The organism is Paraburkholderia sp. BR13444 (assembly GCF_040948755.1).
GTDB lineage: Bacteria > Pseudomonadota > Gammaproteobacteria > Burkholderiales > Burkholderiaceae > Paraburkholderia > Paraburkholderia youngii.
The window spans coordinates 136,357-162,427 of the sequence record NZ_JBFPKM010000004.1 but is presented as its reverse complement, the minus strand read 5'-3'; the positions used below and the strand labels follow the sequence as shown (position 1 = coordinate 162,427).

The window sequence follows — 26,071 nt, the reverse complement described above, 5'->3', positions numbered from 1 at the left end:
CTTCGAGTTAACTCATATCAGCGACATACCGCCATCGACGTTCAGATTGATGCCGCTGATGAAACTGCTTTCGTCGCTGACCAGGAAGAGCGCGGCGCGCGCCAATTCTTCGGGCCGGCCGAGGCGACCCAATGGAATCCGGCCTGCAACGGCCGCCTCGAATGCGGGCCTCTCGGCGCTCCCAATGCCGAGCTTCCCGAGAATAGGTGTATCGACCGGTCCCGGACTGATGACATTCACGCGAATGCCACGTGCCTGGAATTCGAGCGCCCAACTTCGCGCAAATGCCTCGATTGCGGCCTTGGTGCCGGCATAGACGGCGTGCCCCTCGAATACCTTCGAACTCGCAATCGAACTGGTCAGCAGAATGGCGCCGTGCTCGCGCATCAACGGTGCGATTTTCTGGACGCCAAAAAAGACGCCTCTGGTGTTGGTCGTGAAGTGAAGGTCGTACGATTCGTGGCTCACATCGCTCGAGGGCGCAATAGTATTGATTCCCGCATTGGCGAAGTAGATATCGAGTCCGCCGAAACGGCGGGAAACCAGCGAGGCCACGTCATCGTGCGTTTGCGGGTTCGCGAGATCGCCCGTCAATCCGATCGCCCTATCTCCAAGTTCGGATACGGCCGCATTGACCGCATCTGCCCGGCGGCCTACCACGATCACATTCGCACCCTCCTCGACCAACAGCCTGGCTGTCGCCAACCCAATTCCGCTATTCGCGCCTGTGACGACTGCGACCTTATTTGCGAGCCGATTCATTTTCTTTCCTCGTCGTATTTCGCCGATCTGGCGTACAGCCGGAATGTAGCAACGACTGCGAAGGCGCTAAAGTCACACGATGATCATTTCACTTGTTCCGTTCTGTCATCATGTCTGTCGAAAATTTCAATGGTCTTGCTGCATTCGTCCGCGCCGTCGAGACTGGCTCGTTCACGAGTGCAGCGCAAACGTTAGGCACCACCCCTTCCGCAGTGTCCAAAAGCATCGCGAGGCTCGAAAAGCGCCTGGGCGTCAGGTTGTTTCAACGGTCGACGCGCGCCTTCCTCCTGAGCGCGGAAGGGCAGGCGTACTACGAGCGAGTCGCTCCGCTCCTGCGCGGCCTGGAGAGTGCAGAAGAAGTTCTGCGCTCGCCCGCAACTGCCACGGGAAGACTGCGCGTGAGCCTGCCAGGCGAGTTGGGGCGCCTTTTGCTGGACCCGCTAACCCGGCAACTCATGACGAAACATCCGGAACTCGCGCTCGATGTGAGCGTCAGCGACCGCCATGTCGATCTGATCCGCGATGGCTTCGATATCGCGATCAGAGCAGGATGGCTAGGAGATAGCGGTCTGCATGCGCACACCATTGCAGAGTTGCCACTGGTGCTGGTGGCTGCACCGGGTTATCTGCGTGAACACGGAACACCGCGGAGGATCGCGGATCTCGTCGCGCATCGACACGTGCGCTATCGGCTCAACGGGCGCGCGTATCCCGTGATCTTCGCAGATGGAACGACTGTCGCTGTCGATGGCATGTTCGACGCGGACAGCGGCGACGCAATGCGGGTGGCAGCGTTGAATGGACTGGGTATTGCGCAGATCCTGGCGATCGCCGTGCGAGATGACCTCGCTGCCGGACGGTTACGCCCCGTGCTGCAGGACCAGGCGCTGGCGGCCGTGCCCGTGCATGCGCTTCATGCCTTTGGACGGAACATTCCAATGCGCGCAAGGGTATTCATGGATTTCGTCACGGCACAACTAGTTGGATGGAAGGCCACGCCTGCCGGGTCCGTCCGTGTAGCTGCACCACGTTCGCACCTGAAAATGCGATCGAAAAGGACCTGATGGCGCTGTCACTGCCGTACGTGCGAATGATGCCGGGGAAAGGGTTCACGCATGATGCTGCTACTTGCACCCCCATTGATAATGATCCGCATTACCAATGACGCCGCCATAAGGAACGTGTATTCTTCCGAAGTGCCTGTATCCGCAGAATTTGACCTATCTCGTTGCAACTCCGATGGATCAGAAAAGAAATGTTCTATGGGACGACGGCGAGCGCATTTTCTCGCGAGAACAGTTCCCCGTGGTGGCTGGCCAGAATGTGCTGCTCGCACGGCTTGCCGCTGACCAGCCGATGCCCGCCAGTCTCGATCGTCTTGCCCACGAGTTCGGGCTGAGGGACGAGCTTGACAGTGCGTGGGCGGTACGGCCGCTAAGGCTGGTGCGCGAAGGCGGCCAGACCGTGCTGGCGCTCGAGGACCCCGGCGGCGAGCCGGTCGCGCGTCTGCTCGGCGCACCCATGGAGATTGGCTATTTCCTGGAACTCGCCATTGGCATTGCCGCCGCGCTCGGCAAGCTTCACCAGCGCGGCCTGATCCATAAGGATCTGAAGCCCGCGCATATCCTCGTGCATTGCGCCGACGAACAGGCGCGGCTCACCGGATTCGGCCTGGCCTCGCGTCTGCCACGCGAGCGGCAGGCGCCGGAGCCTCCCGAAACCATCGCGGGAACGCTCGCCTACATGGCCCCCGAGCAGACCGGACGGATGAATCGTTCGATCGATTCGCGCAGCGATCTGTATGCGCTCGGCGTCACGTTCTACCAGATGCTGACGGGTGTCTTGCCGTTTGCGGCCACGGACGCAATGGAATGGGTGCACTGCCATATCGCCAGAACGCCGTTGTCACCCAGCGCGCGGGTGGAAGCTGTCCCTGCGGTGATCTCCCGCATCGTCATGAAGCTGCTCGCCAAGACCGCCGAGGAGCGTTACCAGACTGCCGCTGGTGTCGAACATGATCTGCGGCATTGCCTCGCGGACTGGCAACGTCAGCGCCGTATCGACGACTTCCCGCTGGACGAGCACGGCACCCCCGACCGGCTGATGATCCCCGAGAAGCTTTACGGGCGTGAGGGCGAAGTCGAAACGTTGGTCACCACTTTCGCCCGGATTCTGGAGAACGGCGTTCCCGAGCTCGTGCTGGTTTCCGGCTATTCGGGCATCGGCAAATCGTCGGTGGTCAATGAGCTGCACAAGATCCTCGTGCCGCCCCGTGGATTGTTTGCCTCCGGCAAGTTCGACCAGTACAAGCGTGATATTCCCTATGCCACGCTGATTCAGGCATTCCAGGGCCTGGTCCGCATGCTTCTTGGCAAGTCCGAGACGGAGCTGGCAGGCTGGCGCGCCGCATTGCTCGAGTCGCTTGCGCCCAATGCGGCGCTCATCAGCGACCTGATCCCTGAACTGAAGCTGATCATCGGCGAGCCGCCGCCAGTCCCGGAGCTCGAACCACAACAGGCGAAGCAGCGCTTCCTGCAGGTATTCCGGCGCTTCATCGGCGTATTCGCACAGGCAGACCATCCGCTGGCACTGTTTCTCGACGACCTGCAGTGGCTCGATGCAGCGACCCTGGACCTGCTTGCGGATCTGCTGATCCAGCCGGATCTGCGCTACCTGATGGTCATCGGTGCCTATCGCGACAACGAGGTAGATGCCGCCCATCCGCTTACCGCCAGGCTCCAGGCGATCCGCAGCGCGGGCGCGAAGATCGGGGAAATCCGGCTCGCGCCGCTGACCGGTGCGCACATCGGGCATCTGATCGCGGACGCGCTGCACTGTGCGCCCGAATCGATCGGGCCACTGGCGCGCCTCGTGACCGACCGGACCGGTGGCAATCCGTTCTTCGTGATCCAGTTCCTGCACGCGCTGGCCGAAGGCGGTCTGCTGGCATTCGATCATGATGCGCGGCAGTGGCGCTGGGATACCGAACGCATCCAGGCCAGCGGCTACACCGACAACGTCGTGGACCTGATGGCCGGCAAGCTGACGCGCCTGCCGCCCGCGACACAGCACGCGCTGCAGCAGCTTGCCTGCCTTGGAAACGTTGCGGACATTGCGACGCTGTCGGCCGTGCTCGGCATGCCGGAGGCGGGGATTCACGCCGTGGTCTGGGAGGCGGTTCGCCAGGAACTGGTCGTGCGGCTGGAAGGCGCCTACGCGTTCGTTCATGACCGGATTCACGAAGCTGCCTATTCACTGATTCCGGAATCATCGCGGGCCGAGGCCCATCTGCGGATCGGCCGGCTGCTCGTCGCGCAGACACCTGCAGAAAAGAGCGAGGAAGCGATCTTCGAAATCGTCGGGCAACTCAATCGCGGCGCCGCGCTGATCACCGAACGGGACGAACGCGAGCAACTGGCCGAACTCAATCTGCGCGCTGGCCAGCGCGCCAGGGCGTCGGCAGCCTATGCCTCGGCGCTCGCCTATTTCAGCGCTGGCGCCGATCTGTTGAATGACAATGGCCGGGAACGCCGGCATGAGTTGACCTTTGCACTGGAACTGAACCGGGCCGAATGCGAACTCCTGACGGGACAACTGCTGGCTGCCGAAACGCGACTGGCGGAGTTATCGAGGCGTGCTACGACCACCGTCGAGCGCGCCCGGGTCGCGTGCTTGCAGATGGATGTCTTCCTGATGCTCGGCAAGCGCGAGATCGGGGTCGCTGTGTGCCTCGCCTTCCTTCGTCATGTGGGCATAGAGTGGTCACCCCATCCGGACGACGCGACCGTGCGCAGCGAATACGAGCGCATCTGGCCGCTGCTTGGGGGGCGGGCCATCGAGGAGCTCATCGATCTGCCGCCGATGCAGGACGCGGTCGCCCTCGCAACCATCGATGCAGTGATCTCGCTAGTCCCGCCAGCCCTCCACAGCGACGGGAACCTCGCCTGCCTGACGGTCTGCAAGGCAATCACGCTGAGCCTCGAGCACGGCAATAGCGACGCCTCGTCCGTGGCCTACGCTAATTTTCCGAGGTTCGCCGGACGCGTTTTCGGCGACTATCAGGCCGGATTCCAGTTCGGCGAGCTCGGCTGCCAACTGGTCGAACGGCGTGGCCTCGAACGCTACAAAGCCCGCACGTATCTGTCCTACTACATGTATGCTGCGCGCCTGGTTCAACCCATGCGCAATTGCGCCGAGCAGATGCACCGCGTTTTCGACATGGCCAATCGGACTGGCGATATTCCGTGGGGGGCGTTCTCGCGCAATCACGTCGTCTCGACCCTGCTTGTAACCGGCGCACCACTATCCGAGGCACACCGAGAGACAGAATCCGGCATTGCATACTGCGAGAGAGTGCAGTTTCCGATGGTCACGGCCTTTAGTGGGCTGCAGCTCGCACTGATCCGGACGCTCCGCGGCCTGACACGGGTGTTCGGCAGCTTCGATTGCTCCGAGTTCGACGAGCTTCACACAGAACGTCACCTGTCTCAAACCTCCGTGTCGTACGTGTGCATGTATTGGATCCGCAAACTACAGGCACGCTGTCTTGCCGGCGACTACGAGGCGGCCACGCATGCAGGTGCAAAGGCGAATGAGCTAGGCTGGGCCATGTACTCGTTCACCGAGGAGGCTGAATATTGCTTCTATGCCGCGCTCGCGTGGGCTGGCCGGATCGACGCCATCCCGGCTGGCGAGCGTACGCAGCACCTTGACACGCTGCGCGCCCATCAAAAGCAACTGAGTATCTGGGCGGATCTTTGCGCGGAGAACTTCGCCAGCCATACCGCGCTGGTCGGCGCCGAGATCGCCCGCATCGAAGGCCGCGTGATCGAGGCCGAAATGCTCTACGAACAAGCCATCAGATTGGCGCAGGATAGCGATTTCGCGCACGTCGAGGCACTGGCCAACGAACATGCGTCCCGCTTTTATGCCGCACGCGATCTTCGCAGGTTTGCGCGCGTTTGCATGCAGGACGCCCACAATGGCTATCTGCGATGGGGTGCCATTGGCAAGGTGCGGCAACTCGAGGAACAGCATCCGTACTTGAGAACCGACGAGGCGGCGGCGACCGGACCGACGAATACGATCGCGGCGCCCATCGAGCACCTCGATCTGGCGACCGTGATCAAGGTGTCGCAGGCGGCTTCCGGCGAGATCCATCTGGAAAAGCTGCTCGGGATGGTCATGCGCACGTCGATCGAGCAGGCGGGCGCCGAACGGGGATTGCTGATCCTGTCGGATGCGGGCGGCCATCGGATTGCTGCGGAAGCCACCACCGCCGGCGACGCGGTCCATGTGCAGCTCTCCGACGCGCCGCTCACCGCAGCGATGTTGCCGCAGTCGATCCTCAACCAGGTCTTGCGTACGCGCGAGACTATCTTTCTGGACGATGCCGCAACGGATCCCCTGGCTGCCGCGGATCCCTACGTCCGTCTGCATCGCGCCCGGTCCGTTCTCTGCCTGCCCTTGATGAACGCAGCCAAGCTCATGGGTGCGCTGTACCTCGAGAACAACCTCACTGCCCGCGTGTTCAGCCCGGCCCGGGTCGCCGTCCTGAAGCTCGTGGCCTCGCAGGCTGCGATTTCGCTCGAAAATGCCCGTTTGTACCGCGATGTCGCGGAAAGCGAAGCGAAGATCCGGCGTCTCGTCGATGCCAACATCATCGGGATCAATGTCTGGCATGCCGACGGGATTGTCCTCGAAGCCAATGACGTATTTCTGCGCATGGTGGGCTATGACCGCGACGATCTGGTCTCTGGCCGCGTCCGCTGGCTGGATCTGACGCCACCGGAAAAGCATGACGACGCCATCCGCGCGCGCATCGAGTTAACCGAAACTGGCCGCACCAAGCCGTTCGAAATGGAATACATCAGGAAAGACGGCAGTCGCGTTCCCATCATTCTGGGCCTCGCTGCGTTCGACGCAAGCGGCCGGGAAGGCCTGGCGTTCGTGCTCGATCTGACCGAGCAGAAGCAGGCGGAACGAAAAATCCGCGAGAGCGAGCAGCGCTATCGCGAGGTGCAGGCCGATCTGGCGCACGCGAACCGCGTGGCGACTATGGGGCAGCTCGCGGCCTCGATTGCTCACGAAGTCTATCAACCCATTGCCGCGACGGTGGCCCATGCCGAAGCCGGATTGCGATGGCTGAACCGCGAACCCTCCAACCTCATCGAGGTCGGCCTGGCGCTCGACGGCATCCTCAGGGATGGCAACCGCGCCGGCGAGGTGCTCGGGCGGCTGCGGCAACTGATCAGAAAGGCGCCACGGAAAAAGGAGCCGGTGAACATCAACGAGGCGATCCGCGAGATCGTCGAACTCGTGCAGGGGGAAGCAAGGAAATGCGGCGCCCTGCTGGTGATGCAGCTCGCAGAGTGTTTGCCCTTCGTCGAAGGCGACCGCGTCGAACTGCAGCAGGTCATGCTCAATCTGATCATCAATGCGCTCGAGGCAATGAGCGGCATCGATGGGGTGCGACAGGTGCATATCAGTACCGGTGAGGCCGACGGCGCGTGCGTGCTCGTGACGGTGCGCGACTCGGGTCCGGGCTTTGGTCCGGACGGCGCCGAACGCGCATTCACCGCGTTCTACACCACGAAGTCCACGGGCCTTGGCATGGGACTTTCGATCTGCCGTTCGATCATCGATGCACACCGCGGCCGACTGTGGGTCAGTGAGTGCTCTCCATGCGGCGCGCTCGTTCAGTTCAGGCTACCCCGGCATCGCGCGGTTTTGTCGTGATCGTCCGTGGCGACATAAAGCCGAATAGCAAATAACGACGACTGCAGTCATAGATTCCATCTTTTCGACGCTGGTAGAGATCGGGGTCGTGCTTACCTTCGTTGCTGTTCGAGAACACCGCACGCGCAATGCGCGGTGTTTCACGCCCGATTCGGGAGTTGCACATAGATCACTGTACGAGGGCAGACCCGCTGTATGGCGCGGATGTTCGAAATGCGCTCGAAGCGCTGGATGCATCGGGTGAGAGCGCAACTCGATCGGAGCTGCAAACGCACAAGTAATGCGTACTTTTCCGGGCGCGTCAAGATGACTGAGCGGGCGCCGTCTGGCATCCTGGCGATCACGCAGGCCGACGTCACTTGCAACGCCTGATGCGAACGAACCGATCGCATGTAGATCACGGAGCCGCTATCGTTGGAGGCATATACGTGCCGGATAGCGGCTCGCGTCGCTGGCGGGCCAAGGGCTAGCGTCAGGCTTCGTCGCCGTTCGCCTCGCTGAATAGGTTATTAGCCACGAAGTCCACGAATGCCCGTATTTTCGTCGCCATGTGCCGACTGGATGGCCACACTGCCACGCACTGGTAACTGCCAGAGACATGGTCTCCCAGCACGCGCCGCATTGATCCATCCTTCAATTGCCGCTCGATCGCGAATTCCGGCAGGCATGCGATGCCGGATCCACATTCCACCAGATTGACCAGTGCGCCAAGCATCGAAACCGCCATAGAGACAGGCGGCTCGCCGGCGTCCGATTCGCTGAGCCCGAGTGGCCATCGGATCAGCTTTCCTGCATCTTTCAGATGAATGCAGACGTGATGCGCGAGGTCTTGCGGTGTCGCAGGTGTTCCGCAGCGCTCGAAATAGGATGCGGCACCCGCAATACAAATCCTGGAGTACCCGAGGTGCTTCGACATTAGTCGGGAGTCTGTATCGAGGCCGGGACAGATTGCAACGTCGAATCCGCTTTCTATCAAACCGGCAGCGCCAGTTCCCCATTCGATATCGAGTTCTATTTCTGGAAAGGCAACGATGAACTTGCGGAGTACCGGGGCGAGATAGGCACTGGGAATCTGCGCAATCACGCGTAGCCTGCCGCTCGGAGCCTTTCCGCTCCTGGTAAAGCGCTCCTCGATCATCTCCAGTTCTTCGATGATGCGTCGACAGCTTTCCAGGAGCATTTCGCCCTCGTGGGTAAGCATTACGTTTCTGGTGCTGCGATGAAACAGGCGGATGCCCATCCGGTCTTCGAGACGGGCAATCGATTTGGCAATCGCTGACGCGGAGAGGCCGAGACGCTGAGCAGTTCGCGTGAAGTTGCGGGTCTCCGCCGCGTGTACAAATATGCTGAGGGTACCTAATGTGTCCACCCTACGGTTCCCCGGTTAAGTAGGATCGCGCGCGCCCAAATACTCATAATTCAGGATTTACGTCCGCGGTGTCCCGAGTACCGCGAACGAACTGCAAGTCGTACTTTCAGGTATGCGCGAGCTCGGTTTCTGAAACCAGAGTTCGCGGTTCGGCGCGGGAAGTGTGCCTGTGTTCATCGCAAATCGCATGACTCGAATGACTGGTTGAAATCGCCGGGATTCGCGTTGAAAGGATAACTTTACGAATTCAGCGGCGAAATCGGAAGGTACAAGAACTGACAATCTGATTAGGTCATGAATACCTATTGCGAAGGCCGTACCGCGGCGCTGCACTTCGTGGCCTTAGAGGCTATGCGTGGTTCGATCGCGGGCAATTGGACAATGCGGCGGCGCCAGACTGTGCCTGCGCAATCAGACCCGCCTCGTTGAACGTGTGTTGGGTGACAGGCTTGGCATGAGCCCGTCAATCTCTGGATACCGTGTATGAAAGTCACTCGGCAGCGGCGCTGCAGTCTGGCGCCGAATGCCGGGGTCGAGAGGATGCGAAGACCGTCACGTGCAGCACGCTGCTGAGTCGCGACACAAAAGAAACGTGCGCCGCCCCGGAGCCGGGGCCGCTATACAACGCAAGCGACGAACAGGTGGTACGCGTGCGCTGACGCGTTCACCCGTTCGAACGTTTTGGCGGATGCCGCCGTCGCGACAGTCAATGGCCCTGTTTCTCGGGAACCAAAACCGGTGCGCCCTGGTTCTTGAGCAGCAGCACGACGAACTTCGCCGGCAGCGTCTGGCTGGCGTTGCGCCCCACCGTATGCACGTCGGTCGGACCTTCGTAGAAGGTCTGGCCGGGCGTCAGCGTTACTTCCTTGCCACCCTTGACCTGCATGACGATGGATCCCTCCAGCACATAGATGAAACCGTGCGCGTGATGGCGATGCACGGGGTCCTCGGCGCCCGGTGGATATTCGACGCTAATCATCAAGGCTTCTTTGCCCGGATAATCGCCAAGCCGTTGCGTCATCAGTGGAGTGACAATGGCCTCAGCGGGCGTGCCAGCGTGAGCGATGCCCAGCGACGCGCCCACGGCAAGCAAGGTCACGAGTGGGGCTTTCTTCAGGCGAAGCATATTCGTGTGCTCCAGTATGAGCCGGCCCGTGCGGACCGGCGCCAACGAAACGTGTAGAGGATGCGCTCAGATCAGATTCGCCTTGTCGAGGCCGTACGCTTTATCGGCCGAACCCGGCACGGTCCTGAACGCAACGTTCACGCGATTCCACGCGTTGATCGCCATGATGTCGAACGTCAGGTCCGAGAGTTCCTTTTCGCTGAACTGCGTGCGCACGCGCTCGTAGATATCGTCAGGCACACCTTGCTCCGGAAGCTTCGTGAGCACTTCGGTCCAGGCGAGCGCGGCGCGTTCACGCGGAGCGAACAGCGTCGATTCACGCCAGGCCGTGAGATGATGAATGCGCAATTCGCGCTCGTCGTGAATCTTTGCTTCCTTTACGTGCATGTCGAGGCAAAACGCACACCCGTTGAGTTGCGAAGCGCGAATCGATACGAGATCGCGAACCGATTCTTCGATCGCGCTCTCTTTCAACAGGTTGCTGAACTCCAGAAACTTCTTGAATAGTTCCGGCGATTGCTGGATGTAGTTGATACGCTGCGACATGATGCCTCCTGGTTGAAATGAGCAGGTATGTGTGGCGTGGGGGATGCGTTCAGCAGCATCGAGCCCGCACGAAGGCATCTTAGGACCCCATGACCCCAGCCGGTAGACGCGGCAACCGGCTCACGATGTTGCTCGGCCAGCACCAATCAGACTGGGTGACCTTTTCGCGTGAGCCGGGGTGTCGCGCAGCGGCACTCCGGGGTGAAATGTTCGCTCTGAGCAGATCCACGCCGCCGCCGGCGTTTCGTCTTCACGCGGACGGTCACCTCGGCATGGGGCTTTCGATCTGTCGTTCGATCATCGATGCGCACCGCGGCCGGCTGTGGGTCAGTGAGTGCTCCCCACGCGGCGTGTGCGTTCAGTTCAGGCTACCCAGGCATCCCGGCGTTTCGTCGTAGTCGTCGGGGATTTGCCTGAAAACACCCGGCTGCGCAGTCGGTCGCCCAAATCGCGCATTCACGGCCGAGCCGCGTAATACTTTGCGAGACCGTCGATCTCTTCGGGTCGAAGTTGCCGCGCGACGTTGCGCATTTGCTCGCCGATGTCGTTACGCCGGGTGCCGCCGGCAAACGCGCGCATCTGCGCGGCAAGATACGAGGCTGACTGCCCGTCGAGCGAGGGCGCCGCGCCCTTGCGGTCGATCGTGCCGTGGCACGCTGCACAAGGAGCGATATTGCGGATCGGCGCGCCTTGCATCGCAAGCGCGTGAGCGGCGCCGTAATCGCGGCTGCCCGCTTCCTGCGCCTGCGTATGGCGTGGCTGGCTCGAATAGTATTCGGCGACATCGTGCAGGTCCTGGTCACTCAGGCTCGCGATGATCGGCTGCATGATCGCGCTCTCCCGTGCGCCGTTCTGAAAGTCGCGCAGTTCCTTGTAGATCGCATCGGCATACTGGCCAGCGAGCGCTGGAGCCGTTATGCCGGCCGGGCTCTGCGCGCCGTGGCACATCGAGCCACGCTGCGTGGCGAGCGTGGCGCCGCGTCCGCTCGAAACCGCGTTGATGCGCACGGCGCGCAGCGGCGGCAGCACGACGACATTGCTCGGTGGTGCGTCAGGCACGATGTCGCTGCCCTTTGACCCCGACGATGGCACACCCGCCGCGCTACAGATCGCGCTCCACAGCTCGTTCGCCGTGAAGTCGCGCTGCATCGATGGCAACCAGACGAAGCCAATGAGAATCGCGAGGACAGCGACGAGAAATGTCCCGCCGGCGCTCACGGCAAACCACGGGTTGCGAAGGCTGAACACGCGTTCCTGTTTCATCGCGGTGCTCCCACGGCAACGGCCGGATTCCCGGATGCTAGCGGCAGTTTTAAACCGCCTGCCGGCGACGGCCAGGGATCGTCGGGCCGAGGCTGCCGCGCGAGCCAGCTGGAAACCGCATAGATATCGCGATCATTCAGCCTGGCGGCAATCTCGTGCATGCAGTCGGGCGCGAGTGCGTGTCGCGTGCCCGAGCGCCATGTCCCCATCTGCCCGGCGATATAGCTCGCACAGAGACCGAGCAGGCCGGGCACGCCGAGCTTCGCGCCGGTCAGGCGGGCTCCGTGACACGCCGCGCACGCAGGCAGCTTGCGTGACGCATCGCCGTTCATCACGAGTTGCTTGCCGTGGTCGAGCACATCGGGCGGCACCGCGGCAGTATCGGGATCGGGATACGGAGGCTGAAAGCCAGCGAAGTACTGGGCGATCCTGCGCAGATCTTCGTCGGTCAGAAACGCCAGCAGGTAACTCATCGGCGGATAGGTCCGGCCGCCGTCGCGAAACGCGGACAGCTGATTAAACAGATAGTCAGCAGGCTTGCCGGCAATGCGGGGGAAGTAGTCGTTGCTGCGCCCCTAGTCCTGTACACCATGGCACGACGTGCAGGCGCGCATACGCTCGTCCATCGCGGAGGACGAAGCGGATGACTGGGCGAATACGCACGCTGATGCGAGGCATAGCAACACGAAGAGCGACGCGGTCGTAAATGCGCGATGCACGACAAGTCTCACGGAAAAATAAAGAAAGTTCAGCGATCTCTGTGTGCGAAGTAGTGCATCGCAATGTACAAAAAGGTCAGAGGCATTTCGCAGCGTTCAACCGAGCCATCTACCGGGCGGCTCGGATCTGACTCACCATCATATGGATGCCTTGTCCCCGATAGCAGATCAGCAGTGCATGCTTCTGAGTTTCCAGAAAAGCAACAATCACAGCACGCTTTCTTCATCGATAACGTATGGGTTGTGATGGAGCCGCCTACAGCCGATAACGAACTGTGACCATCGATCGAATCCTGGCGTTTTCGTTCCAGTGGCTTCACTGATCGCCCTGTAACGCAATGGGATGAATCATCGCATTCGCGTTGAGCGGCATCCTCGGGCGCGTTGCCCGAGGGCGATAAACGATCTCACCCCGGCGGATTTTCATTCCACTTATCGCGCAAACTCCCGAGTGGCGTGCGCGAGTCAGATGCCACTCCTGATCATGGTAAGCACAACGCAAGGGATCACTCCAGGCGAGCGTAACTCGCGTGGCAGTCGAACGCTCTAGCAGCCGTACCTTGACGCCCACGACCGGTGCCGTTGACACGTTCTGCATTTCCCGCTTGAACAAAGCAGTAACGCTCGTTTCGCCGTTTACGGGTAGCTCGTCCGACAATTGCCCCAGCAACCCGACGGTCCTCGCCCATGGATCGCAAATATCCGATTGTTCCAATACCATACGGGTTCCCCAAGTTCGAATGATTGGTGCTCGTCACGCGGCTGCGAGAGGCGAATCGACGAATTCGATTACGCCGGTCATACGCCATTTCGGCATTTCGGCACCCCTCGCCGCACAAACACATCAGAGGATTGCCGTCGGTATCGGTCGGCTGGCGCTCTACTCGAATCGGTCTTGCGGTTGTGGGCGGGGCACAGTCAGGCAGGTTTCATGGTCCTTCTTCCTATTGCTAGTCCGATCTCCGTGCTGAACAGATGCAAATGCAGGCTGAATCGTCATGATCAACGGTATCCCTGATAGACCCACGTCGCCACCCTACTTTGAATTGGCATAAGCTACTTACCGGATTGGAACGCTCATACCTTCGTATAGTAGAGACCACCGTACCGTCATCTCATCATAGGGATGAACGGTCCACTGTCGTTCGCGTCATTTCGGCGTCATGCAGGGTAAGCGTTTTAGTGCTCTGCAATCACGCACGATGGCAAGTGTCGGCTTCGCCCTCTTACCCGATGTCCAATACAGCGTTGTTATCGAATCTGGCTCCCGATTTCCACCTCTCTAATTTCTCGATAGTCAATTAGTGACGGTCGATTTTGAATCGAAACACTTGACCAAACAAAGGTATGCGGGGTCCGTACGATCGTAGACTGGTATGAGGTACGCGTGCGAAGTAACTTGGCTTGGGGAAACGATCGCTGTGGAGCTCTGTCCCGTTCGCACGGGACGACATGCCCATGCGTCTCAACGTCCGCAAGTCGAATAGCTTTGGAGCGTTTCATGAATCAATTGAATATCTCGCCACCCGCCTTTCCTGCCGATTTTCTGAACCACGCCGATCCTTTCTTAAACTGCTTTGCGAGCAGCTATGCAGGCATCGTCACGTTCATGGCGGTTGCTAAAGAAGGGAGTTTTGCCAAAGCGGGCGAGCGACTTGGAGTTGGACGCTCGAGCGTCTCGCGCAGTGTCCAGCGGCTCGAGAAGCAGCTCAGCACACGTCTGTTCCTTCGAACGACGAGAACCACGCGCCTGACGCGCGAGGGAGAGCGCTTTTTTGAGCACTGCAATCTTGGTGTGGCTCATATCGTCGGGGCCGTCAACGACATGCTCGACCTGCGCCACGGTCCGCCTCGTGGCTTGCTGCGGGTCTCATCGGGCATCGGGTTCGGGCGCAATGTGGTCGCGCCGCTATTGTTGAAGTTCTCCGAGCTCTACCCGGACATCTCGGTCGAACTGCTTCTCGATGACAAACCGGTGGATTTCGCCGGTGGCCAGATCGATGTCGCGTTCCGCGATGGACACCTCACAGACTCCCGCATCGTCGCAAAGCGGCTGATTCCGATGCAGCTCATCGTTTGCGCGTCGCGTGCCTACGCCGAGCGGCACGGACTTCCTTCCAGCCTCGGCGAGCTTGGCCAGCACGAGTGCATCAACATGAAACAGTCAACTGGGCGAGTCGTCGAGTGGGAGTTCATGGTGGAGGGCCGGACTCAAAAATTCCTCCCGCCCTCCAAGTTGACGTTCAATGACGCGGATCTCGTACGCGATGCCGTCCTCGGTGGTCGCGGCATTGCGCAGATGCCGGCGCATCAGATCTGGGACTACGCGAGGCGCCAGGAGCTTGTGATGACGTTGACCCAGCATCTGTCGAAGGAGCGTGGCTACTACATTTGCTACCTTTGCCGTGAACACCTGCCGATCCGGGTCCGCGTCTTTATCGATTTCATGACTGAGCAGATCCGGGCACTCGATCTGAATAACCTGAACCGCACCAATGCGAGCGAGGCTATGAACTGCATTGCGGCGATGCCCGCGTAGTGTCCGACCGGCGGCGACAGCGTTGCACGCTATCCGGACCGTTCCATGATTTAAACGGTCGCAAGGCTTGATCGATTCGTGATGTCAGCCGTCCAGGCAGGCTCGCAACAATTGCGCGAGACGCTCAGCCTCCCGCGCGTCGGCAACGTTCGCAAAGCCCATCACCAGACCGCGCGGAGTGTGCGGTGTGCGGCCATCCGCGTACCAGCTCGAAAGCGGCAGGACCGCAAGTCCGGCCTCGCGGGCGCGCGCGGCAACTGCGACATCGTCGATTGGGCCATTGGGGCCTTCGGCGAATCGGGTCGCAAACTGCACTCCGCCCGATGGTGGATCGACCATCAGTCGTTCTCCGAACGCCCGCTTCAACCCGTCCACGATCAGCATGCGACGCTCCCCGTACAACGCGCGCATACGCTTCAGATGGCGCGCGAAATGTCCCTGCCCGATGAAATCTGAAGCAACCGCCTGCAGCAATGTCGAAGCGCCTGCGTTCATACTGTGCGTCACCCGCTCGACGCTCTCGATCGCCCGTTCCGGCACGACCACATACGCGAGCCGTAAGCCCGGGAAAATCACCTTGCTGAAGGTGCCGCAATAGATCACGCGACCGTGCCGGTCAATGCTCTTCAAAGCCGGCAAAGGCCGGCCCGTGTAGCGGAATTCGCTGTCGTAGTCGTCTTCCAGGATCCAGCTAGAGGCGTTCTCCGCCCAATCGAGCAGTGCGATCCGCCTCGCGAGTGACAGCGTGTGCCCGAGCGGACTCTGATGGGACGGGGTAACGAGTGCAAAGCGTGCCTGTGCGTCCAGTTGTATGCCGCGCTCGACGTCGATCCCTTCACGATCGACCGGCACCGGCACGAGCCGCACGCCGGCATCGGCCAGAAAGCTGCGTGCGAGCAGATAGCCGGGATCTTCGAACCACATGCGATCGCCTGCGGATGCGAGACTGCGCATCACGAGTTCGAGCGTCGCGCGGTAACTCCCGGTCACGAACACCTGTTCGGGCAGGCAGGTGACGCCGCGCGACAGCCCGAGATGCGTAGCGATGTGTTCGCGCAGTGGCTGGTAGCCGGCCGGCGCTGGATAAGCGAGTGCCGCACGTTCGCCGCTGCGTACGCGAAACGAGAACAGCCGGTTCCAGACCTTGCGCGGAAAAGCGTCGAGCGCAGGCAAGCCCGGTTGTAACGGCAGCGGTTCGCCGCTGAAGGGAACGACCGGTCGATACAGCGTCGATTGACTGCCGTGCGGCGCGACCGGCTCAGTCGTTACTCCGCCTGCGACCGCGCGAGGCCTGTCGAGCGAGTTCCGAACGGTTTGCAGCCTTGACGATCGCATCGCCGCCACCGGAAGCGATGGCGACACGAAGGTGCCCGCCGCGCCGCGCACCTGCAGGTAGCCCTCGCCGACGAGGGTCGTGTACGCGCGTTCAACCGTGCCTAGTGCGGTATTCAGCTGCGTGGCCAGACCGCGCAATGCGGGCACGCGGTCTCCGGGGCGCAGATTCCCCGCGGCGATCGCAGTCCGGAAGCGCTCGCAGATTTGCAGATAGATCGGCAACTCATGTTGCGGGTCGATCTCGATGGTCAATGCCGGTAACGGTGCGGTCATTACGGTCTCGCGTGCGAACGAAGCAGAGGTGACGTTTTTGGTGACCTCGGGATTACAGACAGTGTAGGAGCGTGGCCTAACGAGTGGAGGGCGAGGCATGGGCGGGCGTCGGAGTATCGACCACGGGCTCGGCGGCCCGCATGTCGCGCTCGCCACCCGTTTCAAGCGCCCAGGAAAGGCCGCGGGTCAGCCTGCGGGTCTATCGCTACCCACTCGTTCGCCGGTCTGAAACCGCAGTTGATGTCGAGCTCTCGCTGCGAAGCCGTTTGCGCATGGATGGCCATGCAAACGCGAACCTTGTCGTGTGCGAGACGCAGGCGGATGGAATGGTGCGTCAGGATACGACAAATCGATTCTCGGCGCGCTTGAACAAGGCTTAAACAAGCCGACCGAGAGACAGCAACGCAACATCGCGTTCAGTTTGAATGCGATGTTGGGTCCCCAAAGTACTTCAGCGGAATAGCCGTCTGAGTGCAGACGCGCGGCCGAAGACAAATGTCCTAGCCCAACGTATAGCCATTATCGACTATCAAGTCCTGACCATATATCCCGCGAGACGCCGGCGACAGCAAAAACATGATTGTGTCGGCTACCGCATCGGCCTCGAGGAAGCGGCCAGGAAGCAAACGCCGATTGACTCGTTCCGCAATCGCGGAAAGCTGATTATCTGGCAAGCCCAACGAGGACCAGATTGCTGTAGCGGTTGGTCCCGGCGAGACCAGATTGATTCTGATGCCATGTGATGCCAGTTCCACTGCGAGTGTCCTCGCATGCGCCTTGACTGCCGCCTTTGATGCTATATACGCGCCGAGACCCGGAAATGTTGTCTGCGACAGAAACGTCCCGATGAACACAACCGACGCAGGTTTCGCCAACTGTTCTCGCACCACTGAAAGCGTGTTCAGCGCACCCGCTCCGTTCACCGCCCATTGACGCTCGAACGCCGCGGCTTCAAGACCGTCGTCCAATATAGCGATGCCTGCATTCGGCACCAGAAAGTCGATCGGACCGAGCCGCTGGGCCTCCGCAGAAAGCAACTCGAGATCGTCACTTCGTGTGACGTCCCCTTTGATCCATACGAGCCTCTCGTCGAATGTCGACTGCAATGCGGCCAAACCCCCTTTCGTTCGACTCATCGCCAGCACGCGCGCCCCATTGTTTAATAGGCGACGGGTAGTCGCAAGCCCAATTCCGGAACTCGCTCCCGTGACCACAGCAAGACGACCTTCAAAATCATTAAGCATCGTTCTTTCCTTCCTGGCGGCTGTTTTTCTGTAGGACAGATTGGTCCTTCAGAAAATCATGGCAATAAGAGTGAAGCACTAAATCAAAATTCAACGCATGATGATCAAGATCACAATTTCCAATCGGATATCGATTATTTTACTTCCTCGACAAGATCGGCTAGTTAGATAGCCATATCGAAGATGAGGGAAAATCCAGAGCAGCAGAGATAAAATACTAAATCGATCAGGATGATCTGTTTCATGAAAAATCGGATCAACTGTTTGTACGCGATGTCATAAATGCGCGGAAATCGGTTCACTACAATTGCGCACGCGAAGCCTGTTCCGTCCGGCGGGAAGACATAGCGCCGCGCTGTCAGGCTTCGCGAAGGTGCGCTATCGAGGTCTGGCGAAGAACGCCAATCGCGCCTTCGGCGTGCTGGCCGAACCGGTGAATACAACGGCTTGTTCAGCGTTGCCGTAAGCAGTCGTGCTGCGTCGCAGCCTGCTCACCATTCCTGTTTCGTCGAGACACAACCCTTGATGATGTCCGTCTTTCTGATCAGATCGGGAAGCGATAACGCTTCAAGCTTCTTCATCGCAGCGCCACGGTACATCTTGATGGTGATTTCGCTCAAGTTCATTTCAGCAGCGATCTGCTTGTTCAAAAGCCCCTTCACAACGTACCAGATCACTTCACGCTCCCGCACGGTCAGCGTCTCGTAACGCGCCAGAAGCGAAACCCTTGTCAGAGATTTCTCCAGTTGCTCGGCATGACGACCGATCGCCGATGAAACAACGTCAATAACACGTTGCTCCCGGACAGGTTTGGTCAGGAAATCAACGGCGCCGGCTTTCATGGCCTCCACCGACATTTCAATATCCGCATGGGCAGTCATGACGATAATTGGCATGTCGACCTGATGCCTTCTCGCGCTCAACTGGAACGTCAAACCACTCTCCCCCTGCAGGCGAACGTCCAGTAGCAGGCAGCTTGGAACCCCTGGTTTTTCAGCCGAAATGAAATCCCGGATCCGCTCAAAGGTTCGCACCGAATATCCGCACGAACGCAGTAAGCTCGAGAGCGACGAGCGAAGCGACGCGTCGTCGTCAATTACATAGACAATTGCACCGTCGGTGCTAGCCACGGCTGGAAAGGTAGTTTTCTCCATTCGCGTTCCTTTCCTGTATTGATGTGCACAACGCATCGGTTGCGCACCAAGATTTAAACTGCCTCCCGAAGTGTAATTTAAATGTAGGATTCTGGCGAGGCGGTGCCGACATCGCCGGCACCGCCCGCTGCAGCACGTAGCTCACTCGCCTCCCGCATGCCACCCACGACCCGCACGAACCTCTCGATATACCTGGGTATGCTTTCAACCGGGCTCTATGTTGAGTATCCTTCGTTTGCGCACACACGACAGGGCGGCCAAACCGTCGCAGCCGGCGCGGACTGGGAGAAGGCTAATTGCGCTCGCCACAGGTAATCTGGGTCGTTGATGACGATCCCTCGTTTCGATCGGGACTCTCAAGCCTGCTCAGATCGCTCGATTACGTTGTCTTGACCTTCCAGTCTGGAGCGGACCTGTTGACACGTACCGGAGAAACGCAGCCCGATTGCATCATTTCGGACGTAGAGATGCCCGACATGTCGGGCTTCGAATTGACTCTGCGTCTGATCGAAACCGGACGGTCCATACCAACAGTATTTGTCTCCGCCTATCCGAAGCCTGAACTGCAGCAGGAAGCGCTAGCCACGGGCGCCTGTGTGTTTCTGACCAAGCCTTTGAGTGCCAAAGAACTGACAGCTGCCATCGAGGCGGTCACGAGCACGCGTTCCAGTTAGCGTAATGAGCGTCAGGTAAGCGCGCAACCTTCCTTCAAGCCGCACACAGTTTGTGTGATCGCGCGAAGTAACCAGCCGCAATCCCGCATTGGTTCTGGATCGATTCGAACAACCGAGAATCGGCCATCGTCCCGTTGAACGCCAGTCCCCCCCTGGCGCCCTCGTTGACCAGACATCCGCACTGAGCGGGCACCCTCTGGAATTGCATCACGCTCACCGAATAGTGCTTGTTGCGCACGAGGCAACACAGTGGTTTCTGTGGACCGGCTTCTGCCAAGCACCGGCGCGCGATACCGTCTGGCAGCAACGTCACTGGACTTTCTTCAATCACAGGAGGCTGACATGGGACTCTTTGTCCTGCCACGAAAAGCTGTCTGCGTATGCGCGCTAGTCGCAACGCTGCCCGCGGTCGCCGCCGCTGAACCGTTTTCCCTCAAAGTTGCCGACCTCGATCATGGCCGCTTCACGAATGAACAGGTGTACAGCGGATTCGGTTGCCACGGCGAGAACGTGTCGCCCGGTGTGTCCTGGTCGCACCTGCCGGCCGAAGCCCGCAGCGTCGTCGTGACCATCCACGATCCCGATGCGCCGACGGGCGGTCTGGGCTGGACTCACTGGGCGGTTGCCAACATACCGCCCTCGCAGACGTCGCTTCCGAAAGGCGCCTCCGGTAACGGACAACTGCTGCCGGCTGGCGCCATCGAGACACTGACTGACTTTGGCATATCAAAGTACGGCGGGCCCTGTCCGCCGCAAGGCAAGCCGCATCGCTATGTGGTCACAGCGTACGCACTTGACGTGCCACATATCGACGTCAGTGCTGCGTCGAGTCCGGCGCTCGTTGCGTTTCAGATGCACGGCAAGATCGTCGCACAGGCGCGCTTCGTCGCAACGTACCAGAGTGCGCCGAACTGAACTGCGTCCCGCGCGGATTCATGTCAGCGACGAGCCGAGGTAGCCCCACGGAGCGTCAGATGATGGATGCACAGTTCATGCTCTGCGTGCCTGCTTGCATCCTTCACGTGCGAGTCGAAAGGCCTTATCCCGCCTGAGCCCTCAAGCGACTGTCCGCGCAAGAGTCAATCGCAGGCGAACGTCACCGCGTCACCAGGTAACCGCGCCATGCACCTCGGCAAATCTTATAAGTTATCGGAATTCCTGTTCTGGACGAGAAGGCAAATCTATGCCCTCATCATCTGGGGCACGTTGCCCGTCATTCTCTTCAAGTTTTGCGGCATGGCGTGGCTGTCAGTGCCGCTGACGATCGTCGTTCTGCTTGGCACCGCCACGTCGTTCATTGTTGGCTTCAAGAACGTTCAGACCTATAACAGGGCGATGGATGCCCAAACGATCTGGACAGGCATCGTGAGCGCAAGCCGGCGCTGGGCCCAGCTTGCCCGTGATTTTCTGGACGACGACAGCACCAGCCGGCAGTTGATCGACCGTCATCTCGCCTGGCTCACTGCATTGCGTTACTCGCTGCGCCGCCCGCGCGTGTGGGAAAGCATGAGCAAGCGATTCAATACCGAATACCGTCGGCACTACAGGGTGCCCGAATGGGAAAGGAGTCTCGAAGAAGCGCTGCGCAAATATTTGACTGTGCTGGAGACCGAGCACACGCTCGATTCCCCGAGCGCCGCGACAAGCCTGCTGAGCGCCCAAGGCGCTAGTCTGCAGGAGCTTCACGCGGCGGGAAAACTGCATTCGTCGTTCTATCTGGAACTTCAACGCGCGTTGGGAGATTTCATTGATTTGCAAGCAAAGGCAGAACAGTTGAAGGACTTTCCGTATCCCCGTCAATACGCAACCGTGTGCGCGCTATTCGTCCGCTTCTTTTGCCTACTTTTTCCGTTTGGCTTACTGCGGGAATTCGACAGGCTCAACGACAGCGTGAGCGGCTTTATGCACGGAAACATGATATGGCTCGTCGTGCCGTTCAGCGTGGCCGTGTCGTGGATGTACACCTCGCTCGAACAGGTGGGCGACAGCACTGAAAACCCGTTTGAAGGAAGCGCGAATGACGTGCCGATTTCGACGCTGTGCGCGCACATCGAGCGCGATGTTCGATCGATGCTAGGCGAGCGAACGGAGGATCTCGAACAGCAGACGATCGCCCTGTAGCCCGAGGACGGTGAGGCGAGCGGGACGGCTCACCGTGTTGCATATCCGGCAACATTAAGCATGGTTCGCATACCCTTGCGACTGCTACGATGTTTCAGACGGTACGTCTTTGTTCCGTCCCAATGCCTGTCTTCACATCGCTTCGCTTCGTCCGCTTTTTGCGAGCGTTCGTGCCGAAGCGGTGACTTCTGTTGCGCGGGCGCCGGATCATGATGATCCGTCTCCTAGCGCGGACAACGTCAAAGGAGCATGACCATGCCGTACGTCAGGACTAAGGACAATGTCGATATCTTCTACAAGGACTGGGGTCCAAAGGACGCCCAGCCCATCGTCTTCCATCACGGTTGGCCGCTCTCTTCCGACGACTGGGATACGCAGATGCTTTTCTTCGTGCAGAAAGGCTACCGCGTCATCGCGCATGATCGGCGCGGCCATGGTCGTTCGTCGCAGGTCTCGGGCGGTCATGATATGGACCATTACGCTGCCGATGCCTTTGCTGTCGTTGAAGCACTCGATCTGCATAACGCGGTGCATATCGGCCATTCGACGGGCGGCGGCGAGGCAACCCGGTATGTAGCGAAACACGGGCAGCCGGCGGGACGAGTAGCCAAAGCCGTCCTGGTCAGTGCCGTGCCTCCGCTCATGCTCAAGACTGACGCAAATCCGGAAGGTCTACCAGTCGAAGTCTTCGACGGTTTCCGGAAAGCGCTTGCAGACAATCGAGCCCAGTTCTTCCTCGACGTCGCGGCCGGTCCTTTTTACGGTTTCAACCGTCCCGGCGCGACCGTGTACCAGGGTGTGGTCCAAAACTGGTGGCGGCAGGCAATGATGGGTAGTGCGGAAGCGCACTATGAGGGTATCAAAGCCTTCTCGGAAACTGACCAGACGGAAGATCTCAAGGCGATTACCGTCCCGACGCTCGTACTGCATGGAGACGACGACCAGATCGTACCGATCGCCGCTGCGGCGCTGAAGTCGATCAAGCTGTTGAAGAACGGGACTCTGAAGACGTACCCGGCTTTTCCGCACGGCATGTTGACGGTGAACGCCGAGGTCCTCAACGCGGATCTGCTCGCCTTCGTGCGCAGCTAACGTTTAACATAGGCCCGCTTCGGCGGGATTTTCGATGCGGCAATGGTTTCGACCAGCCGCTCAGCACCGTTGTCCCCGTCAGGTCTCGGTTGGTCGACCTGGATGCAACAATCATGGACAATCTGGATCAGGGTTCCGCGATCCAGTGTCCCCAATGTTCTTCGTCGATATAAATCCGATGATTCCACTTCACCGTAATCCGTCTTTTTACCAACTCCTTTCCGACAGTTACGCCCGGCTAGTCGGTCACAGTCTGGTTCCGCACGTCATGCCCGTTGCCGAAGCGACCGAATGGCTCTATGAACACGTCCCATTCGCGGTACTCGCGCACAATACCGATCCCGACCCGGTCTTTATTTACGGCAACAAGGCCGCACAGCGCCGCTTTGGATATAGCTGGGATGAAATCACCAGGCTGCCGTCCCGGCTTTCCGCCGAGGCCCCGAATCGTGAGGAACGGCAGCAATTCCTCGAACGCGTGCAGCGGCTCGGCTACGAGACGAACTACCGGGGCGTGCGTGTTACCAAGTCTGGCGAGCGCTTCATGATCGAGCAAGCCACACTGTGGCAGCTACTCGACGCGAACGGCACACTGCACGGCCAGGCGGTGATCATCCCACACACTCGCGACATCTGATCGTGCGTATGGGCACTCCAGTATGAAAAAAAACCCGCCTTACCAGACGGGCAAACAGGGGGAGCGCTAATCGACGAGTGGAATAGCTCGACGCTAAGACCTCTGAAAACGCGCCTTCATGGGTCGCGTTTACTTCGCCGCCTGGGCCTGCCGGAACCATGCATCGAAATCGACAGCGCCCAGCCGCGCATGCGGACCTGGCACAAGCGTGTCGTCCTGCTGTTGCGCGCCGAAGTAACGCGCGTTGGCATCTTCGAAGACCGTACGGTTATCTTGCGTCGCCTGTAGATAGCGTCGCACCATTGCCGCAAGTCGAACGCGTTCCGGCCCGGCGATTTCCACGATGCCGTTGCGCGGCTCACCAACCGCGAAGTCCGTCACGACCGCGGCCACGTCGTCGGACGAAATTGGCTGGAAGAAAGCGGGCGAGAGCCGGACGCTGTCGCCCTCGGTGCCCGATTGCGCAATGCCACCGAGGAACTCGAAGAACTGTGTGGAATGCACGATCGTGTATGGCACGCCCGAATCGCGAATGAGTTTTTCCTGCGCGATCTTGGCGCGGAAATAGCCGCTTTGCGAAAGCCTGTCGGTGCCGACGACAGAAAGCGCGACGTGATGCCGGACGCCGGACTCGATTTCCGCCGCGAACAGATTGCGGCCCGATGTTTCGAAGAAGGCCAAAACGGCGTTGTCCTCGAACGAAGGTGAATTGGCGAGATCGACGACGACGTCGCACCCCTCGAGCGCCTCGCGCAGTCCTTCGGTGGTGAGCGTATTCACGCCCGTTGCCGGCGAAGCCGCGACGGCGGTATGACCGAGCTCACGCAGATTCTTCACCACCTTGCTGCCGATCAGTCCCGTACCGCCAATGACGATGAGCTTCATGTAGTTTCTCCGTGCGATGTTGCCTCTACAGATTGCCGCCGCGTATGGCGCCATATTCGGCGTGCGCGGCGACGACGGTCCATCCACGAGTGATCGTACGTACGCGCTGCTCCCTGCGGTAGATCGTTGCCGGCACCCACAGTGTTGCGCGCGGAACATCAATCAACAGGGGCTTCGATTGTTGCCGTTCGGACAACACGATAAACGCATTTGCGACACTACTTACGTTCGCCAGCCTAACTAAAATCGCTCTCACGATCAGTCGAAACGCGAGCACAACGAAGCGCGCGAAACTCGTGGTCGTGCTCGTGAACCGCGTCGCCCCGTGCGGCTTACCCCACTTAATCAACAGGACTATTGAAGATGAGCGCAACTACCCGCAATGTGCAGCCGGTTATCGCCGACCTTGGCAAAGAAGATTCAGGCGAACTCGTATCTTCGCGCTACGCCGTGCGCGTGGGTGACATCGACGTCGTGCTGATCAGCGATGGCGTTCTGCCGCTGCCCACCTCCACCATGTCCACTAACGTGAGCGAAGCGGACCGCAACGAATGGTTCGATGGCCGTTTCCTGCAACGTGACATGTTCGACTGGGCGCTGAATATCGCGCTAGTGCGCAGCGGCGAACGCCTGATCCTGATCGACTCGGGCGTGGGCGACGGTTTCGAATACTTCTCGCGCGCCGGTCGGTCGGTGATGCGCCTGGAAACGGCTGGCATCGACCTGGCTGGGATTACCGATATCGTGATTACGCATATGCACATGGATCACGTCGGCGGGCTCAACGTTGCTGGCGTCAAGGCCAAGCTGCGCCCCGACGTGCGCATTCACGTGTCGGCCGCGGAAGTGGAGTTCTGGAAAAATCCGGACTTCAGCAAGACGGTGATGCCGGAATCGGTTCCTCCGGCGCTTCGCAAGGCTGCTGCAAAGTTCGTGGAGCTCTACGGCGAAAATATCGTGCGGTTCGATCGAACCGTCGAAATCGCGGCGGGCGTGTCGGCACGCGTGACGGGCGGGCACACGCCGGGGCACTGCGTCGTCGACGTCGCATCAAAGGGCGAGAAGCTGACGTTCGTAGGCGACGCAATTTTCGAAGTCGGCTTCGATAATCCCGCTTGGCAAAATGGCTTCGAGCACGATCCTGAAAAGGCTGTGGACGTGCGAATCGCGCTATTCAACGAAGCCGCTGAAACCGGCTCGCTACTGGCAGCAGCGCATGTCGCATTCCCGTCCATCGGTCACGTTGCGAAGCACGGCGAAGGCTTCCGTTTCGTACCGGTGCAGTGGGACTACTGATTGACGCCTCGACTATCAACCATCGTCGTATAGACCGACGATTGTCGGAAGACCGCCACGAGTTCACGAGACTCGTGGCGGTTTTTTGTTAACGACCACTGCCATTCATGCGTGGGCGGCTACATCAGGATGCCGGCATAGCTGAGGTCTGCCCCCGGCACTGAAGTGGCTTATCGCGCGTGATCGCCCAGGCATTGCTTCGATTATCGCTAATTCTTCAATGCGACATCGGAACAGAATGCAGGCAAAGGTTTTACGCGCGCCTTGTCGGGCCAGCAAAGAAATTAATTGCTGGAAA

At 59.9% G+C, this 26,071-nt stretch carries 21 protein-coding genes and 1 pseudogene; 11 read left to right on the top strand and 11 right to left on the bottom strand.

The features are described from left to right. Nucleotides 1-12 precede the first annotated feature (12 nt). Nucleotides 13-762: an SDR family NAD(P)-dependent oxidoreductase gene (locus tag AB3X95_RS13305; protein ID WP_176368751.1), complete on the bottom strand. Its 750-nt coding sequence runs from the start codon at nt 760-762 to the stop codon at nt 13-15. 110 nt (nt 763-872) lie between these two features. Here AB3X95_RS13305 and AB3X95_RS13300 point away from each other — a divergent pair, with 110 nt between their 5' ends. The 3 genes from AB3X95_RS13300 to AB3X95_RS13290 all read left to right on the top strand — a co-directional run bounded on the left by AB3X95_RS13300 (nt 873) and on the right by AB3X95_RS13290 (nt 7,781). Next, nucleotides 873-1,826, top strand: a complete 954-nt coding sequence (locus tag AB3X95_RS13300; RefSeq protein ID WP_368621813.1) for a LysR family transcriptional regulator — start codon at nt 873-875, stop codon at nt 1,824-1,826. Between the two features lie 175 nt (nt 1,827-2,001). Then, nucleotides 2,002-7,500: an AAA family ATPase gene (locus AB3X95_RS13295; protein ID WP_368621569.1), complete on the top strand. Its 5,499-nt coding sequence runs from the start codon at nt 2,002-2,004 to the stop codon at nt 7,498-7,500. A gap of 101 nt (nt 7,501-7,601) precedes the next feature. Continuing rightward, complete coding sequence (locus AB3X95_RS13290) at nt 7,602-7,781, top strand: catalase-related domain-containing protein (protein WP_311733446.1); 180 nt, start codon at nt 7,602-7,604, stop codon at nt 7,779-7,781. Between the two features lie 191 nt (nt 7,782-7,972). Here the strand turns inward: AB3X95_RS13290 and AB3X95_RS13285 are convergent, their stop codons facing one another. From AB3X95_RS13285 to AB3X95_RS13275, 3 genes are all read right to left on the bottom strand, one after another. Then, nucleotides 7,973-8,869: a LysR family transcriptional regulator gene (locus tag AB3X95_RS13285; RefSeq protein ID WP_176368748.1), complete on the bottom strand. Its 897-nt coding sequence runs from the start codon at nt 8,867-8,869 to the stop codon at nt 7,973-7,975. A gap of 706 nt (nt 8,870-9,575) precedes the next feature. After that, nucleotides 9,576-9,995, bottom strand: coding sequence for a cupin domain-containing protein (locus AB3X95_RS13280; protein ID WP_176368747.1), 420 nt, complete (start codon nt 9,993-9,995; stop codon nt 9,576-9,578). 66 nt (nt 9,996-10,061) lie between these two features. Then, the gene (locus AB3X95_RS13275) at nt 10,062-10,541 is read right to left on the bottom strand and encodes a carboxymuconolactone decarboxylase family protein (protein ID WP_176368746.1); all 480 of its coding nucleotides are present in this window, start codon (nt 10,539-10,541) and stop codon (nt 10,062-10,064) included. An 89-nt stretch (nt 10,542-10,630) separates the two neighbouring features. Here AB3X95_RS13275 and AB3X95_RS13270 point away from each other — a divergent pair, with 89 nt between their 5' ends. After that, the gene (locus tag AB3X95_RS13270; protein ID WP_368621568.1) at nt 10,631-10,939 is read left to right on the top strand and encodes an ATP-binding protein; all 309 of its coding nucleotides are present in this window, start codon (nt 10,631-10,633) and stop codon (nt 10,937-10,939) included. Nucleotides 10,940-10,997: 58 nt separating this feature from the next. On the opposite strand, the gene AB3X95_RS13265 is transcribed toward AB3X95_RS13270, so the two are convergent. The 3 genes and pseudogenes from AB3X95_RS13265 to AB3X95_RS13255 form a co-directional block, all read right to left on the bottom strand. Then, a complete protein-coding gene (locus AB3X95_RS13265; protein ID WP_368621567.1) occupies nt 10,998-11,804 on the bottom strand; it encodes a cytochrome c in 807 nt (268 codons plus the stop codon). Beyond that, nucleotides 11,801-12,430: pseudogene (locus AB3X95_RS13260) on the bottom strand (cytochrome c). Before AB3X95_RS13260 ends, AB3X95_RS13265 begins: the two are co-directional and overlap by 4 nt. A 409-nt stretch (nt 12,431-12,839) precedes the next feature. Then, nucleotides 12,840-13,121 carry a DUF3331 domain-containing protein gene (locus AB3X95_RS13255; RefSeq protein WP_260331996.1) on the bottom strand — a complete coding sequence of 94 codons (282 nt, stop codon included), beginning with the start codon at nt 13,119-13,121 and terminating at the stop codon, nt 12,840-12,842. Between the two features lie 903 nt (nt 13,122-14,024). Between AB3X95_RS13255 and AB3X95_RS13250 the strand changes: the two genes are divergently transcribed. Then, nucleotides 14,025-15,062: a LysR family transcriptional regulator gene (locus tag AB3X95_RS13250; protein WP_184225208.1), complete on the top strand. Its 1,038-nt coding sequence runs from the start codon at nt 14,025-14,027 to the stop codon at nt 15,060-15,062. An 84-nt stretch (nt 15,063-15,146) separates the two neighbouring features. Here AB3X95_RS13250 and AB3X95_RS13245 read toward each other — a convergent pair whose 3' ends face one another. The 3 genes from AB3X95_RS13245 to AB3X95_RS13235 all read right to left on the bottom strand — a co-directional run bounded on the left by AB3X95_RS13245 (nt 15,147) and on the right by AB3X95_RS13235 (nt 19,068). Then, the gene (locus AB3X95_RS13245) at nt 15,147-16,670 is read right to left on the bottom strand and encodes a PLP-dependent aminotransferase family protein (protein WP_368621566.1); all 1,524 of its coding nucleotides are present in this window, start codon (nt 16,668-16,670) and stop codon (nt 15,147-15,149) included. Nucleotides 16,671-17,170: 500 nt separating this feature from the next. Continuing rightward, a complete protein-coding gene (locus AB3X95_RS13240; RefSeq protein ID WP_184225210.1) occupies nt 17,171-17,914 on the bottom strand; it encodes an SDR family NAD(P)-dependent oxidoreductase in 744 nt (247 codons plus the stop codon). Nucleotides 17,915-18,405: 491 nt separating this feature from the next. Then, a complete protein-coding gene (locus AB3X95_RS13235) occupies nt 18,406-19,068 on the bottom strand; it encodes a response regulator transcription factor (RefSeq protein WP_184225211.1) in 663 nt (220 codons plus the stop codon). Nucleotides 19,069-19,364: 296 nt separating this feature from the next. Here AB3X95_RS13235 and AB3X95_RS13230 point away from each other — a divergent pair, with 296 nt between their 5' ends. The 5 genes from AB3X95_RS13230 (at nt 19,365) to AB3X95_RS13210 (ending at nt 23,592) form a co-directional block, all read left to right on the top strand. Continuing rightward, nucleotides 19,365-19,742, top strand: coding sequence for a response regulator (locus tag AB3X95_RS13230; RefSeq protein ID WP_176368733.1), 378 nt, complete (start codon nt 19,365-19,367; stop codon nt 19,740-19,742). Between the two features lie 342 nt (nt 19,743-20,084). Continuing rightward, nucleotides 20,085-20,657, top strand: coding sequence for a YbhB/YbcL family Raf kinase inhibitor-like protein (locus AB3X95_RS13225; RefSeq protein WP_368621565.1), 573 nt, complete (start codon nt 20,085-20,087; stop codon nt 20,655-20,657). Between the two features lie 207 nt (nt 20,658-20,864). Then, nucleotides 20,865-21,863, top strand: a complete 999-nt coding sequence (locus AB3X95_RS13220; RefSeq protein WP_184225213.1) for a bestrophin family protein — start codon at nt 20,865-20,867, stop codon at nt 21,861-21,863. A 255-nt stretch (nt 21,864-22,118) separates the two neighbouring features. Next, nucleotides 22,119-22,955, top strand: coding sequence for an alpha/beta fold hydrolase (locus AB3X95_RS13215; protein ID WP_176368731.1), 837 nt, complete (start codon nt 22,119-22,121; stop codon nt 22,953-22,955). Nucleotides 22,956-23,133: 178 nt separating this feature from the next. Continuing rightward, the gene (locus tag AB3X95_RS13210) at nt 23,134-23,592 is read left to right on the top strand and encodes an MEKHLA domain-containing protein (RefSeq protein ID WP_368621812.1); all 459 of its coding nucleotides are present in this window, start codon (nt 23,134-23,136) and stop codon (nt 23,590-23,592) included. A gap of 129 nt (nt 23,593-23,721) precedes the next feature. On the opposite strand, the gene AB3X95_RS13205 is transcribed toward AB3X95_RS13210, so the two are convergent. Further along, complete coding sequence (locus AB3X95_RS13205) at nt 23,722-24,477, bottom strand: SDR family oxidoreductase (RefSeq protein ID WP_368621564.1); 756 nt, start codon at nt 24,475-24,477, stop codon at nt 23,722-23,724. 363 nt (nt 24,478-24,840) lie between these two features. Here AB3X95_RS13205 and AB3X95_RS13200 point away from each other — a divergent pair, with 363 nt between their 5' ends. Further along, on the top strand, nt 24,841-25,773 hold the full coding sequence (locus tag AB3X95_RS13200; protein ID WP_368621563.1) for an MBL fold metallo-hydrolase: 933 nt from the start codon (nt 24,841-24,843) through the stop codon (nt 25,771-25,773). Nucleotides 25,774-26,071 lie beyond the last annotated feature (298 nt).

What these genes read in the sequence shown, in the direction of transcription:
- AB3X95_RS13305 (WP_176368751.1), bottom strand. Translation starts at nt 762, where the DNA reads ATGAATCGGCTCGCAAATAAGGTCGCAGTCGTCACAGGCGCGAATAGC.
- AB3X95_RS13245 (WP_368621566.1), bottom strand. Translation starts at nt 16,670, where the DNA reads ATGACCGCACCGTTACCGGCATTGACCATCGAGATCGACCCGCAACAT.
- AB3X95_RS13265 (WP_368621567.1), bottom strand. Translation starts at nt 11,804, where the DNA reads ATGAAACAGGAACGCGTGTTCAGCCTTCGCAACCCGTGGTTTGCCGTG.
- AB3X95_RS13240 (WP_184225210.1), bottom strand. Translation starts at nt 17,914, where the DNA reads ATGCTTAATGATTTTGAAGGTCGTCTTGCTGTGGTCACGGGAGCGAGT.
- AB3X95_RS13225 (WP_368621565.1), top strand. Translation starts at nt 20,085, where the DNA reads ATGGGACTCTTTGTCCTGCCACGAAAAGCTGTCTGCGTATGCGCGCTA.
- AB3X95_RS13295 (WP_368621569.1), top strand. Translation starts at nt 2,002, where the DNA reads ATGGATCAGAAAAGAAATGTTCTATGGGACGACGGCGAGCGCATTTTC.
- AB3X95_RS13275 (WP_176368746.1), bottom strand. Translation starts at nt 10,541, where the DNA reads ATGTCGCAGCGTATCAACTACATCCAGCAATCGCCGGAACTATTCAAG.
- AB3X95_RS13210 (WP_368621812.1), top strand. Translation starts at nt 23,134, where the DNA reads ATGATTCCACTTCACCGTAATCCGTCTTTTTACCAACTCCTTTCCGAC.
- AB3X95_RS13250 (WP_184225208.1), top strand. Translation starts at nt 14,025, where the DNA reads ATGAATCAATTGAATATCTCGCCACCCGCCTTTCCTGCCGATTTTCTG.
- AB3X95_RS13215 (WP_176368731.1), top strand. Translation starts at nt 22,119, where the DNA reads ATGCCGTACGTCAGGACTAAGGACAATGTCGATATCTTCTACAAGGAC.
- AB3X95_RS13235 (WP_184225211.1), bottom strand. Translation starts at nt 19,068, where the DNA reads ATGGAGAAAACTACCTTTCCAGCCGTGGCTAGCACCGACGGTGCAATT.
- AB3X95_RS13200 (WP_368621563.1), top strand. Translation starts at nt 24,841, where the DNA reads ATGAGCGCAACTACCCGCAATGTGCAGCCGGTTATCGCCGACCTTGGC.
- AB3X95_RS13300 (WP_368621813.1), top strand. Translation starts at nt 873, where the DNA reads ATGTCTGTCGAAAATTTCAATGGTCTTGCTGCATTCGTCCGCGCCGTC.
- AB3X95_RS13270 (WP_368621568.1), top strand. Translation starts at nt 10,631, where the DNA reads ATGACCCCAGCCGGTAGACGCGGCAACCGGCTCACGATGTTGCTCGGC.
- AB3X95_RS13220 (WP_184225213.1), top strand. Translation starts at nt 20,865, where the DNA reads ATGCACCTCGGCAAATCTTATAAGTTATCGGAATTCCTGTTCTGGACG.
- AB3X95_RS13205 (WP_368621564.1), bottom strand. Translation starts at nt 24,477, where the DNA reads ATGAAGCTCATCGTCATTGGCGGTACGGGACTGATCGGCAGCAAGGTG.
- AB3X95_RS13280 (WP_176368747.1), bottom strand. Translation starts at nt 9,995, where the DNA reads ATGCTTCGCCTGAAGAAAGCCCCACTCGTGACCTTGCTTGCCGTGGGC.
- AB3X95_RS13255 (WP_260331996.1), bottom strand. Translation starts at nt 13,121, where the DNA reads ATGCAGAACGTGTCAACGGCACCGGTCGTGGGCGTCAAGGTACGGCTG.